Here is a 12,382-nt window from a genome sequence, read left to right on the forward strand (position 1 = left end):
CCTCATCGTCGCGCCAGCAGCAGCGGTCCTGCGCCGAGCAGCAGCAATGCCCCGGCCCCGATACCGAGGCGAAGCAGGTCCGGCACGCCGTGGTAGAAGGCGGCGAAGGCCCCGCCGGCCGCCAGCAACAGCCGTGCCACCGCCCCCATCGGCCGCAGCAGGAAGCCGGCATAGGCGGCGCAGAGCGCGGTCAGCGCCACCACCTGGATCGCCGTCGCCAGCAGGATGCCGCCGAGGCCGCCATGCAGCATGATCCCGGGATCGTAGAGGAAGGCGAATCCGACGGTGAAGCCGGCGATGCCGAAGCGCGTCGCCTCCATGCTGGTGACGAGCGGGCTGGCGCGGGCGATCGCCGCCGCGGCGAAGGCCGCCGCCGCCACCGGCGGCGAGGCATCGGCCAGCACCGCGAAGTAGAAGATGAAGAGATGCGCCGGCAGGAGGAGATCGGCCTGCGGCACGCCGAGCGCGGCCGAGCCGAGCTCGAGGATCTGCGGCACGCCGATCGCCGCGGCGATGATGTAGGAGGGCGTGGTCGGCAGCCCCATGCCGAGCACCAGCACCGTCACCGCCAGCAGCACCAGCAGCAGCGGGAAGCTGCCGGCCGCGAGATCCTTGATGATGCCGCCGAGGGCGACGACCATCCCCGTCGCGGTCAGGGCCGAGACCACGATGCCGGCGCCGGCGATGGAGACGGCGAGCGGCGCCATGGTCAGCCCGGCATTGGCGAGGCTCTGCAGGATGGCGCGCCAGCCCATGCGGCTGCGCCGGCGCAGCGCGGCGACCGCGATCATGGCGATGGTCGCCCAGAAGGCGGCGAAATTGCCGCTCCAGCGGTCCATCATCAGCCAGACCAGCAGGGCGACAGGGAGGACGAGATGCGCATCCTGCGCCACCTCCCGCCAGGAGGGGATGTCGGCCGCCGGCATCGGCGCCATGCCGGCCCGCTTCGCCTCGACATGCACCGCGACCAGGATGGCGAAGTAGTAGAGGATGGCGCCGATCGCCGCCGCCACGACGATGCTGCCATAGGCGATGCCGGTGATCTCGGCCATGACGAAGGCCGCCGCGCCCATCACCGGCGGCATCAGCGCGCCGCCGACCGAGGCCGCGCTCTCGATCCCGCCAGCGATGGTCGGGCGGTAGCCGATGCGGATCATCAGCGGGATGGTCATGGCGCCAGTGGTGATGACGTTCGAGACGCTGCTGCCGCTCATCGTCCCGAACAGGCCGGAGGTGATGACCGCCACCTTGGCCGGCCCGCCGGTGAAGCGCCCGGCGGCGGCGGCGCCGAGGTTGCTGAACAGCCGACCCGTGCCGCTGCCCTGCATGAAGGCGCCGAAGATGATGAAGACCGCGATGGTGGTGGCGACGATGCCGGTCAGCGGCCCGTAGATGCCGCCCGCCGTCGGCACCAGCCAGGAGGCTTCCAGGATCTCGCTCGGGCTGAAGGGCCGGGTGTTCAGCACGCCCGGCAGCCAGTGGCCCCATTGCATGTAGGCGAGGCTGATGATGACCATCCAGGCGAGGCCGACCTCGACCGCGCGGCGCGTCGCCTCCAGCAAGGTGACGATGGCGAGCACCGCCAGCACCGCCATGGTCGGCGTGAAGGGGTCGACATACTCCATGCGGTCGGAGACCTCGGCCCAATGCGCCATCACCCAGGCATGCGGCGCCGCGGCGGCGGCGGCCCAGAGCCAGTCGGGGAGGCTCGGCCGGCCCTGCGGCGAGGCCTTGCGGGCGGGATAGAGCAGGAAGAGCGGCGGCACGAAGACCAGCAGGTGGAAGCCGCGCGTCGTGATCGGCTCGGGGAAGCCGAAGCCGCCGAAATAGAGATGGATCGCCGCCGCGGCCGCGAGCCAGAGCGTGACGGCGAGTTTGAGGGGCACGGCCAGGTCGCGCATCGGAATTCCTGGTGAGTGAGTCGCGGGGCCGCGTGGTCTTCTTGCGCCGCGCGCGGCAGCGGTCGGGGCGGGCGCCGGTCAGGTCTCCGGGCCCCGCCCTTGGCTTGGCTTCCCTGGCTTGGCCTTCCTGGCTAGGCTTCCCTGGCTTCGCCCCCTGGGCCGAGCCGCCGGCTCGGCCCGGATCAGGCCGGCATCCCGGCGCCTTCGCGGAAGGCCCGCGCCGCGCCGGGATGCAGCGGCAGGCCCTGGTACTTCCAGGAGGTCGCCGGGTTCCACGCGCCCATGCTGGAATGGATCGCCGTCAGGCGCGGCCCCTTGTTGCGGATCAGGGTGCGCGTGATCCTGTAGGCGGCCTCCTCGGCGAAGCTTTCGTGCACCATGATGACGCTGTCCATGGTGGTGACGTTGATCTCGCCGGTCTGCAGCCCCGGATAGGTGCCGGCCGGGATGACCCCCTCGGCATAGGCATATTGGTCGATCAGGTGCTTGCGGAGATCGGCCGGGAACTCGACCAGCCTGCCGGTGCGCCGCCCCTGGGCGATCTCGGTCAGCAGCGAGGCCGGGCGGGCCAGCGCCACGTAGAGATAGTCCACCTGCCCATCGGTGAAGGCGCCGCCGATATCGGAATAGCTGCCGTTCAGATAGGTGCCGCCCTCGGCGCGGATCTTCTCCGGGCTGGTGCCGTAGAATTTCAGGATGCGGCGCAGCGTCATCTCATCGGTCGAGGAACGCTGCGGGCAGGCGAGCTTCAGCCCCTTCTGGGTCAGGATCGCCTTCATGTCGGCCGGCCCGCCATCGGCGCGGCGCAGGAAATTGTGCTCGGTCGGCGAATAGCCGCTGCCGAGGCAGCGCAGCGCCAGGTGCTTCTCGGAATAGGGCTCCTCGCCCTGGCGCGCCGCGGCGGCGAAGGCGTCGATGCCCCAGCCCATGGGCGACTGGCCGCGATTCACCCGCGTCGCATTGGCCAGGCCGCCACCGGGGACGACGCGGATCTGGATGTCCGGGTTCTCGTCCTTCACCAGCGCCGAGAGGCCGGCGGCCATGGTGTACCAGCCGCCGCCGAGCGAGCCGGCGACCCATTCCAGGCTCTGCTGCGCCCGCGCGGGGCGGAGGAAGGGGGCGGCCAGCAGGCCGCCGGCGAGGACGCGGCGCGTCCAGAGATGGCTCATTGGCCAGGGTCTCCCAGTGTATCGGGGAGGAATGATGCGGCGCCCGCCCCCGGCCGGCAACCGGCGCGGTGCGGGCGGAACGGCGCCTCAGCGGAAGGCGCGCATGATCCGGCCCCAATCCTCGATGGCCTGCTCCTGCCCGGGGACGATCTGCACGGTGAACTCGGTGTAGCCGGCATCGCGCAGGTCGCCGACCCGACGCTTCAGCTCCGCCTCGGTCGCGGTGAAGCTGCTCACCCGGATCAGGTCGGCGGTGACGAAGGGCCGCTCCTCCGCCTTGACGAACATCAGATGGCCGCGGTGATTCTCGAGCCAGGGCGCATCCTTCGGCTCGAAGCCGCGGGCGAGCGCGACATAGCCCTCCACCGCGGCGCGGCAGCTCTCCGGCACCGGCGAGATGTTGTGCAGGCCGGTCAGCGCCTCGTCCGCCGCCCGGTGCAGCATCACCGCCGCGCGCGGCCCGGCCTGGGCGATGGCGCGCGGGCTGTCATAGGGCTCGCCCTCCTCCAGCACGCAGCCGAGCACGAAGGCCGTGGCCTCGAGCGCCGCCGATTGGCCGGCCGCCTGCCAGGCCCCGCGCATCTCGCCGAGCATCGCGACCGCCGCCGGCACGTCGGAGAAGAAGTTGATCCAGCCCGCCCCGAGCCGCGCGGTGAGCGCCCGCGCCCGCGGCCCGGCGGCGGCGAGGTGCAGGCGCATCGGCGTCCGCGTGTCGATCAAGCCGAGATCGGGGTTCAGCAGCCGGATCTTCCGCCGCTGCCCCTCGATCTCGGTCTCCACCGTCTCGCCGGCGATCAGTGCCAGCATGACGCGGATGTACTCCTCGAACTCCTTCAGCTTCATGGCGCCGAGCCCCATCGCCCGCCGCCCCGTGAAACCGGTGCCGAGCCCCATATCGACCCGCCCCGGCGCCAGCTTGTTCAGCGAGGCGAAGGCATTGGCGGTGACGGCGGCGATGCGGTTCGAGGGGATCAGCACCCCGGTGCCGAGGCGGATGCGGCTGGTCTTCATCGCCGCGGCGCCCATGGCGACGAAGCAGTCCGCGCTCAGCATCTGCGTGTCGTAGAACCAGGCCGAGCGGAAGCCGAGCGCCTCGGCGCGTTCCGCCAGCCGCCAGCTCTCGGCATCGGTCGGCATGGCGATCCCGAATTCCATGGTCGTCCCTCCCTGGACCTTCCCGGCCAGCAAAGCGCGCCCGGCTCGCCGCGGCAAGCTGGCAAGGCCCTCCGGCATGGGCCGCTGGCATGGGGACCGGTCCGGGCTATGCTGCCGCCGTGCTCGGCTTCCTCTCGCTCTGCCTGCCGATCTTCGCCGTGGTCGGCCTGGGCTGGGTGGCCCTGCGTCGCGGCGCCATCACGCCGGCGGTGGCCGATGCGGTCGGCAATTTCGCCTTCAGCTTCGCCCTGCCGGCCATGCTGCTGCGGCTGATGGCGGCGCAGCCCCTCGCTGAGAGCTTCGACATCCGCTTCTTCGGCGGCTATCTCGGCGCCTGCCTGATCGTCTTCTCGGCCGTCATGCTCGGTGCCATGGGCTTCGCCGGGCGGCGCCGCGGCCAGGCGGCCGCCATCGCCGCCGCCGCCGCCATGGGCAATGTCGGCTATCTCGGTCCGCCCCTGCTGCTGCCGCTGATCGGCGAGCGCGCGGCCGGCCCGGTCGCCATGGCGATCATGTCGGAAGTCGCGATCGTCATCGCCCTCGGCAGCGTGCTGATGGCGCCTATCGGCGAGCGGGGGGTGATGACCCGCGTGCTGCGCTCCCTGCTGCTCAACCCGGTGCTGCTGGCGATCGGCGGCGGTGCGATCCTCGGCGCGCTTCGCCTGCCCCTGCCCGACCCGGCCGAGCGCTTCCTCGCCTTCCTCGGCGCCAGCGCCGGCCCGACGGCGCTCTTCGCCCTGGGCGGGGTGCTGGGCCGCCTCGGCCTCGAATGGCGGTTGGCGGCCGTCGCGGGGGCGGCAACCATTGGCAAGCTTCTTGCGTATCCATTGCTGGTCTGGCTGCTGCTCGGGCCGGTGCTCGGGCTCGAGGCCTTCTGGGTCCAGGCCGGGGTGTTGCTCGCGGCGATGCCGACCGCGACCAATGCCTTCGTCCTGGCCCAGCGCTTCCATACAGGCGCCGAGGCGGTCTCGGCGGTCGTGCTGCTCTCGACAGTCATCGCCGCACTGGCCTTCCCGGCCACGGCCTGGCTGCTCACCCCGGCGGGGCCAGGGCCGTAACGGGCTCGTCCGGGAGGGAGGTCGCTGCACCGTCACTTGCGCGGCAGGCGGCAGGCTCGGTAGGCGGAGAGGACATGACACGCCGAAGCGCGATCCTGGCGGCCCTGGTGGCCCTGCTTCCCGTCCTCGGCGCCTGCAGCCAGGTCGCCCCCACGGCTGCCAGCGCCGGGGATACCCTCCCGGCCTTCGGCGTCGGCCCGCCGCGGCTGCGCGAGCCCGCCTCGACCCGTCCGGCCTGGCTGTCCGACCCGCCGGTCAATCCCGAGCGCTATCGCGTCCCGGACGACAGCTTCCACGACCATCTCGGCTGATCGGGATCTATTTCTGCCCGCAGACGCCAGGCGCGAACCTCCGGTTCGCCTGGGCCTACGGCGTGACCGGTCCGCTGGCAGAAGGCGTCACCGGGCCGCCCACCACGCCGCCAGGGCGCGCGAGCAGCGGGCGGTGAAGGCCCGCAGCGCCGCCGGCATCCGCGGCGCCGGCGCCGCCGGGCCCCGCCGCTCCGCCAGCCGCTCGACCAGCACCTCCGGCGGACAGGGCAGGCCGGTCACCGGATCGATGCAGCGCAGGTGCAGGATCAGCGCCCCGGCGACCAGCATGTCGAGGGTGAGGGCGCGGCCGCGCCGCGGCGGCGGGTCGCGATCCTCGGTCAGCCCCCAGCCGGCATAGAAGGGCCGGCCCCAGGTGGTGACGCGCAGGCCGCGCAGCAGCGCCTCGAAGCCGGCCAGGCTGGAGAGGCAGTGCAGTTCCTGCGCCACGCCGTAGAGCGGGCCGATCGGCACCTCGCGCAGCACATGATCGGCGAAGCGCGCCAGCTCCCGCCGCGGCACCCGGCCGCGGCGCATCCCCGCCTCGACATCCGGATGCGGCTTGAAGAGGATCACGGCATCCGGATTCGCCTCGCGCACCGCGCGCAGCAGGGCGAGGTTGCTCCGCAGCCGGCCGCCGCCGAGGCGGATGGCGGCATCGTCCTCCACCTGGCCGGGCACCAGGATCACGCGCCGGCCGGCCGGCAGGGCGGGCAGCCGCGCCTCGCCGGCGAGGTTGTACTTGGTCACCCCCGAGCGCAGCAGCATGGCGCGCAGCCCGGCCGCGCGCTCCAGCAGCGCCGGGCTGAACTCGGTGCCGGCCAGCAACCGTTCCAGCGCGCTCTCCGAGGCGGCATCGTAATGGATGCCGAACCCGTCCAGCACCAGCGAGCCGGCGCGCGCCCGGTGCACGCCGAGGCCAGCCGAGCGGATGAAGCCGTCCTCGATCCGCACCAGCCCCACCCCCGCCGCGGCGGCGCGGGCGGGCAGGGTCTCCGGCATCACCGACGCCCAGACCGCGGCATCGCCGCCCGCCGCGCGCGCCAGCCGGATCGCGGTGCTGCCGCGCATGACGATGCGGGGCGGCCCGGACTGGCCGGCGAGCGCCTGCAGCATCGCCCGGTGCTTAAACCACTCGATTCCGGTGCAGGCGACGATGCGGCGGTTCGCCGCCTCCGCCTCCCGCCAGGCGGCGAGCTGAGCGATGCCCTCCCCGGCGGTCCAGGGCCGGTCGCGGAAAGGGTCGGTCCAGCGCGTGGCGGCGAGCAGCGCGGCGAAGGCCGCCTCGGGCGGCGCCCCGCCCCAGGGGATGGCGCCGTCGAGCCGCACCGCCAGCCCCGCCGCGCCGGCGAGCAGCGCCATCTCCGGCGAAAGCGTGTGCAGCGCCGCGGCGAGGTCGAGCAAGGTCCAGGGGGCCAGACGGCCGGGCAGGCAGCGCCGGCCCTTGCCGGCCAGGACCGGCGCGGCGCCCGGCGGCGCATCCGGGTCGAGGGCCAGCAGCACCTCCTGGCCCGACGCCTCTGCCGTCCGCAGCATGGCCAGGGCCGCCGGCCGGCGCGCCGGGTCGCCCGGGTCGAGCACCAACGCCGCAGGGTCCCGCAGCAGGCCGAGCCCGGCGGGGCCGGGATCCGGCAGGCCGGGCGCGCCGCCGACCCGCGCCGCCCGCAGCTGCCGCATCACCTCGCGCGCCGCGTCCCGCGCCGCCAGATCGGCCAGGGCGGCCGCCAATCCCCGGGCGATGACCGCGGCGGTCGAGCCGTCGACCTGCGCCACCGGCGCGAAGGCGCGGCCGAAGCGCGGCGCGCGGAACGGCCCCTCCGTCGACCCGTCCGGTCGGCGCGCATCAACAGTCTGGACAGCATGCAACGGCATGGTCACGGGGCGTGCCGAAGGCCGAGTCCCATCCATCGGACAGGTCCGGTTCATCTGCTTCGGGGCGCAGCGCTCCAGAGGGTGCAAAACGTTCCCAGGAATTTGGTTGCTCCTCATTCAAGTGTTGGTAGAGGAAGCCGCGGAGGCTGCGAACATATGAATCTGGTCTCGGGCATGTCCGGATGCCGGGCCTTCACGGTCCGGCCGGTCGCTGCCGCGTTCGGTGGGCTACTCCTCCTCGCCGGCTGCGGCGGGATGCGGGAGACGCCGGCCGCCGCGCCTCTCCCGCCGGTGGCGGCGGCCCCGCGGGATGGCCTCGGCCAGTTCCTCGGCGGCGCCGCCCAGGGCCAGAGTGGCCGGGTCGTGCTCGCCGATGGCGGCATGGCGCAGATGCAGGTCGTGCGCAGCTACGCCGCGGCGAGCGGCCGCGAATGCCGCGAGGTACTGGTCGGCGCCGGCCGGTCGAGCCTCTACTGCCGATCCGAGCAGGGCTGGACGACGACGCGTCCGCTGCTGCTGGGAAGCGGCGCGGCGCGGCCGTGAGCGAGGCGATCGGGCCGCAGGCGAGCCTGTGGTCCTGCTTCCGGATCCAGACGCGGGTGATCGGGGCGCTGATGCTGCGCGAGATGGGCACGCGCTTCGGCCGCGACAATCTCGGCTATGTCTGGCTGTTCCTCGAGCCGATGATGCTCGGCGGCGCGATCGGCGCCATCCACCACGTGACCGGCCACTCGCTACCGGGCGGGCTGGAGCCCTTCACCTTCTGGGTGATCGGCTACATCCCCTACTACCTGTTCCGCGGCATCGTGAACCGCGCGCCCGCCGGCATCGTCGGCAACCAGTCGCTGCTCTACCATCGCCGGATCACGGTGTTCGACATCATGCTGTCGCGGCACCTGCTCGAGGGCGCCGCGGTGGGAACCGCGCTCGCCGGCTACATCCTCCTCTTCGGCGCGACCGCCAACATCTGGCCGGCGGAGCCCGGCAAGATGGTGCTCGGCATGGCGCTAATGCTCGGCCTGTCGCACGGCATCGCGCTGCTGATCGCGGCCGGCAGCGTCTACACCGAGCTGTTCGACCGCATCACCCATCTCGCCACCTATCTCTCGATCAGCTTCACCGGCGCCTTCTTCATGGTGTTCTGGCTGCCGACCGAGATGCAGAAGGCGGTGCTGACGATCCCGACCGTCCACTGCTTCGAGCTGGTGCGGAACGGGCTCTACGGCACCCTCGTGCCGACCAGCTTCGACATCCCCTACGTGACCGGCTGGGTCGCGGCGCTCAACATGCTCGGCATGGCGGCGCTGCGGAAGGCGCGGCGGCACCTGATCGTCTGACGCCATGATCCGCCTGCACGACGTCCACAAGAGCTACCCGACGCATTTCGGCGCCAAGGAGGTGCTGCGCGGCGTCGACATCACCTTCGAGCCGGGCGAGAAGGTCGGCATCCTCGGCCGCAACGGCGCCGGCAAGTCGACGCTGCTGCGCCTGATCGCCGGCGTCGAGCATCCGAACAGCGGCTGGATCGAGCGCCGGATGAGCGTCTCCTGGCCGCTCGGCTTCGCGGGCGCCATGCATTACAGCATCTCAGGCGCCGACAATGCCCGCTTCCTCGCCCGGATCTACGACAAGCCGATCCGGGAGACGGTGGAGTTCGTCGAGAATTTCGCCGATCTCGGGCACTACTTCCGCATGCCGGTCCGGACCTACTCCTCCGGCATGATCGTGCGCCTCGGCTTCTCGCTGTCCCTGGCCGTGCAGTTCGACTGCTACCTCGTCGACGAGGCGATCGCGGTCGGCGACAGCCGCTTCGCGGAGCGGGCGCGCGCGGCACTGGCCGACCTCAATGCGCGCGCCTCCCTGCTGCTCGTCTCGCATCAGGCCGAGACCGTGCGCGCCTTCTGCAAGACCGCAGCAATCCTCCAGGATGGCAGGTTGATTCGTTATGACGATCTGGACCAAGCGATCGCAGCCTACCAGGCTGCCTGAGGCCGCCATCGATCCGGCCGGCTGGTCCGGTCCGGTGCCGATGCCGGGCCTGCTGGTGCGCGCCCGGCGCTTCGCGCGCCGCAACGCCTTCAAGCTGATGGTGCTGCTGCCGACCCTGCTGGCCGCGATCTACCTCTTCGGCATCGCGGCCCCGCAATTCGAGACCGAGGCCCGCTTCCTCGTCCGCGGCCGATCCAGCGGCGGCGGCGGCGGGGCCGGGGCGCTGGCCGAGATGGCGCAGGGCTCCGGCTTCAAGCCGGCCTCCGAGGACGCCATGGGCGTGCGCGACTACCTGGAATCGCACGACGCCGTCGCGGCGCTGCGCCAGCGCGTGCCGGTGATTGAGATCTTCCGCCGCCCGGAGGCCGACGCGCTGGCCCGGCTGTGGTGGTCGGACCCGACCGCCGAGCGGCTGCTCGACTACTTCAAGCGCATGGCGAGCGCCGAATACGACACGACGAGCGGCATCACGACGCTGCGGGTCCGCAGCTTCCGCTCCGAGGATTCGCGCCTGATCGCGCAGAACCTGCTGGGGCTGTCCGAGGAGCTGGTCAACCGGCTGAACCTGCGCATGCAGGAGGACGGGCTGCGCGTCGCACGCGACGACGTCGCCCGCGCCGAGACCCGGCTGAAGACCATCCAGCTCGAGGTCGGCCGGTTCCGCGAGCGCGAGCGGTCGGTCGACCCGACCCGCTCGGCCGGCCTCACCCTCGAGAATATCGGCAAGCTGGAAGGGGCGCTGGCCCAGGCCCGCGCCGATCTGGCGGAGGCGCAGCGCTTCTCCCGCCCCGACAGCCCCTCCCTGCTGCCGCTCCGCAACAAGGTCGCGGCGCTGACCGGCCAGGTGGTCGAGGAGCGGCACCGGCTCGGCAGCACCAGCGAGGGCGTGTCGCAGCAGGTTGGCGAGTTCGAGCGGCTGAGCGTGGAGCGCGAGCTCGCCCTCAGTCAGCTCGCCTCGGCCAATGCCTCGCTCGAGCGCGCCCGCGCCGATGCGCAGCGCCAGCAGATCTTCCTGCTGCGCGTCGTCGAGCCGAACCTGGCGGAATACGCGCGCTATCCCAAGGCGACCCTGACCACCCTCTACATTTTCATCTGCCTGTCGGTCCTCTACGGGCTGGCCTGGCTGCTCATTGCAGGAATGCGGGAACATGCGTCCTAACCTCGGAATTGCAGCGCTCGCCGGGCTGATCGCCGCCGTCCCGGCATCGGCCCAGACGCCGATGCAGTACGTGCAGCAGATGCAGTCGCTCGGCACCGCCTCGCGGCTCGCCTCGCCGCCCTCGGCCGCGCCGGACGTGCAATCGGCGCAGACCCTGGTCGGCGGCAGCGGCGGCGTGGTGGTGAACCGCGCCGGCACCGCGACCCAGTCCGAGGGCGGGCCGATCGTCAGCGGCCCGCTCGGCGACGACAACCGCGCCTCCGGCGCCACCGCCGTCTTCGGCGCCTCGCTCTTCACGCGGGAGGCGACGGCGGTCAGCGACGCCCCCAACCCGAACTACGTGCTGGTGCCCGGCGACCGCGTCTCGGTCCGGGTCTGGGGCGCGGTGGAGGCGGAGGTGGTCGACCAGGTCGATCCCTCCGGCATGCTCTTCCTCCCCAATATCGGCCCGATCCGCGTCGCCGGCATCCGCGCCGGCGACCTGCAGGCGGCGGTGCGCTCCGAGGTGCAGAAGGTCTACACCAACCAGGTGCAGGCCTATGCCACGCTGCTCTCGACGCAGCGGATCGGCGTCTTCGTCACCGGCTTCGTGCGCACCCCCGGCCGCTTCGCCGGCTCGGCCGCCGACAGCGTGGTGGACTTCCTGGTGCGGGCCGGCGGCGTCGATGCCGGGCGCGGCTCCTACCGCGAGATCGCGGTGCAGCGCGGCGGCCGGGCCATCGCCAATATCGACCTCTACCGCTTCCTGCTCGACGGCCGCCTGCCGCCGCTGCGGCTGCAGGAGGGCGACACGCTGGTGGTCGCCCGGCAGCGCGCCGTGGTCGGCGCCGACGGCGCCGTGCGCAACAACTACCTCTTCGAGGTGCCGGCCCGCGCCATGACCGGACGCGAGCTGATCGAATATGCCCGTCCCCTCCCCTCCGCCACCAATGCGGTGGTGAAGGGCACGCGCAACGGCCAGCCCTTCTCGCGCTACGTCACGCTGGCCGAGGTGCCCGGCCTCGTGCTGCAGGACCAGGACACGGTGAGCTTCATCACCGACAGCCCGGCCCGCACCGTGCGCGTCACGGTGGAGGGCAGCCGCATCGGCCCCTCGGTGCTGGTCGCCGACCGCGACGCGCAGCTCTGCCAGATGCTCGACTACATCGCCGTCGACCCGGTGCTGGCGGATACCCGCTCGGTCTTCCTGCTGCGGCCCTCGGTGGCGATGCAGCAGCGCCGCGCCATCGACGAGGCGCTGGACCGGCTGGAGCGGCAGCTCTTCATGGCGGTCTCGCCGACCACCGGCGTCGCCGCCATCCGGGCGAGCGAGGCGAACCTCGTCTCCTCCTACATCCAGCGCGCCCGCCGCACCCAGCCGGAGGGGCGGCTGGTGGTGATGGACACCCAAGGCCAGTGCGCGCCGGTGCGGCTGGAGGATGGCGACGTCATCGTCATCCCCGAGCGGTCGCAGACGGTGCTCGTCGCCGGCGAGGTCACGGCGCCGCGGGCGGTGGTCTGGCGGCCGGAGCTGCGGCTGGCGGATTACGTGAAATCGGCCGGCGGCTACACGCCGCGCGGCAGCGACAGCTCGCTGATGATCCGCCGGGCGAGCGGCGAGCTGCTGCTCGACCCGCAGGAGGTGCCGCGGCCGGGCGACGAGCTCATCGTCCTGCCCCGCCTCGATCCCAAGATCTTCCAGATCGGCAGCGACCTGCTCGGCCTGATCTACCAGATCGCGGTGGCGACGCGCGTCTTCCTCTGACGCGGCCGGCGCGCCTGATCGGAAGGG

11 protein-coding genes are annotated in these 12,382 nt (G+C 72.4%); 7 read left to right on the plus strand and 4 right to left on the minus strand.

The genetic code is table 11. The annotated features are described in order from the left end of the window. Window positions 1-2: 2 nt before the first annotated feature. The 3 genes from HJG45_RS00690 to HJG45_RS00700 form a co-directional block, all read right to left on the minus strand. Window positions 3-1,901 (minus strand): TRAP transporter fused permease subunit, encoded by a 1,899-nt coding sequence (locus tag HJG45_RS00690; RefSeq protein WP_171610161.1) that lies wholly within the window; start codon window positions 1,899-1,901, stop codon window positions 3-5. 182 nt (window positions 1,902-2,083) lie between these two features. Further along, window positions 2,084-3,070 (minus strand): TAXI family TRAP transporter solute-binding subunit, encoded by a 987-nt coding sequence (locus HJG45_RS00695; protein WP_171610162.1) that lies wholly within the window; start codon window positions 3,068-3,070, stop codon window positions 2,084-2,086. An 87-nt stretch (window positions 3,071-3,157) separates the two neighbouring features. Continuing rightward, on the minus strand, window positions 3,158-4,225 hold the full coding sequence (locus tag HJG45_RS00700) for an LLM class flavin-dependent oxidoreductase (protein ID WP_171610163.1): 1,068 nt from the start codon (window positions 4,223-4,225) through the stop codon (window positions 3,158-3,160). Between the two features lie 89 nt (window positions 4,226-4,314). On the opposite strand from HJG45_RS00700, the gene HJG45_RS00705 reads away from it, so the two are divergent. Then, window positions 4,315-5,283: an AEC family transporter gene (locus HJG45_RS00705; protein WP_171610164.1), complete on the plus strand. Its 969-nt coding sequence runs from the start codon at window positions 4,315-4,317 to the stop codon at window positions 5,281-5,283. Between the two features lie 74 nt (window positions 5,284-5,357). Next, window positions 5,358-5,594, plus strand: a complete 237-nt coding sequence (locus HJG45_RS00710) for a hypothetical protein (RefSeq protein WP_171610165.1) — start codon at window positions 5,358-5,360, stop codon at window positions 5,592-5,594. Between the two features lie 87 nt (window positions 5,595-5,681). On the opposite strand, the gene HJG45_RS00715 is transcribed toward HJG45_RS00710, so the two are convergent. Further along, on the minus strand, window positions 5,682-7,463 hold the full coding sequence (locus tag HJG45_RS00715) for a beta-3-deoxy-D-manno-oct-2-ulosonic acid transferase (protein ID WP_171610166.1): 1,782 nt from the start codon (window positions 7,461-7,463) through the stop codon (window positions 5,682-5,684). Window positions 7,464-7,718: 255 nt separating this feature from the next. On the opposite strand from HJG45_RS00715, the gene HJG45_RS00720 reads away from it, so the two are divergent. From HJG45_RS00720 to HJG45_RS00740, 5 genes are read left to right on the plus strand one after another with little or no spacing between them, the layout of a single operon-like run. Beyond that, a complete protein-coding gene (locus HJG45_RS00720) occupies window positions 7,719-8,006 on the plus strand; it encodes a DVU3141 family protein (RefSeq protein ID WP_254452208.1) in 288 nt (95 codons plus the stop codon). Then, entirely contained in the window at window positions 8,003-8,800 is a 798-nt protein-coding gene (locus HJG45_RS00725; protein WP_171610168.1) for an ABC transporter permease, read from the plus strand. Before HJG45_RS00720 ends, HJG45_RS00725 begins: the two co-directional genes overlap by 4 nt. Window positions 8,801-8,804: 4 nt before the next feature. Further along, entirely contained in the window at window positions 8,805-9,452 is a 648-nt protein-coding gene (locus HJG45_RS00730) for an ABC transporter ATP-binding protein (RefSeq protein WP_171610169.1), read from the plus strand. Beyond that, window positions 9,409-10,611, plus strand: coding sequence for a capsule biosynthesis protein (locus HJG45_RS00735; RefSeq protein ID WP_171610170.1), 1,203 nt, complete (start codon window positions 9,409-9,411; stop codon window positions 10,609-10,611). Before HJG45_RS00730 ends, HJG45_RS00735 begins: the two co-directional genes overlap by 44 nt. Beyond that, entirely contained in the window at window positions 10,601-12,355 is a 1,755-nt protein-coding gene (locus tag HJG45_RS00740; protein ID WP_254452209.1) for a polysaccharide biosynthesis/export family protein, read from the plus strand. The genes HJG45_RS00735 and HJG45_RS00740 overlap by 11 nt, the downstream gene beginning before the upstream one ends. Window positions 12,356-12,382: the final 27 nt, after the last annotated feature.

Origin of the sequence: Roseicella sp. DB1501 (assembly GCF_013112485.1) — a bacterium.
In the GTDB taxonomy this organism is placed as follows: Bacteria; Pseudomonadota; Alphaproteobacteria; order Acetobacterales; family Acetobacteraceae; genus Paracraurococcus.

Excerpts from the sequence above, each read along its gene's own strand:
- HJG45_RS00690 (WP_171610161.1), bottom strand. The coding sequence starts at position 1,901 with ATGCGCGACCTGGCCGTGCCCCTCAAACTCGCCGTCACGCTCTGGCTC.
- HJG45_RS00695 (WP_171610162.1), bottom strand. The coding sequence starts at position 3,070 with ATGAGCCATCTCTGGACGCGCCGCGTCCTCGCCGGCGGCCTGCTGGCC.
- HJG45_RS00700 (WP_171610163.1), bottom strand. The coding sequence starts at position 4,225 with ATGGAATTCGGGATCGCCATGCCGACCGATGCCGAGAGCTGGCGGCTG.
- HJG45_RS00705 (WP_171610164.1), top strand. The coding sequence starts at position 4,315 with ATGGGGACCGGTCCGGGCTATGCTGCCGCCGTGCTCGGCTTCCTCTCG.
- HJG45_RS00710 (WP_171610165.1), top strand. The coding sequence starts at position 5,358 with ATGACACGCCGAAGCGCGATCCTGGCGGCCCTGGTGGCCCTGCTTCCC.
- HJG45_RS00715 (WP_171610166.1), bottom strand. The coding sequence starts at position 7,463 with ATGCCGTTGCATGCTGTCCAGACTGTTGATGCGCGCCGACCGGACGGG.
- HJG45_RS00720 (WP_254452208.1), top strand. The coding sequence starts at position 7,719 with ATGCGGGAGACGCCGGCCGCCGCGCCTCTCCCGCCGGTGGCGGCGGCC.
- HJG45_RS00730 (WP_171610169.1), top strand. The coding sequence starts at position 8,805 with ATGATCCGCCTGCACGACGTCCACAAGAGCTACCCGACGCATTTCGGC.
- HJG45_RS00735 (WP_171610170.1), top strand. The coding sequence starts at position 9,409 with ATGACGATCTGGACCAAGCGATCGCAGCCTACCAGGCTGCCTGAGGCC.
- HJG45_RS00740 (WP_254452209.1), top strand. The coding sequence starts at position 10,601 with ATGCGTCCTAACCTCGGAATTGCAGCGCTCGCCGGGCTGATCGCCGCC.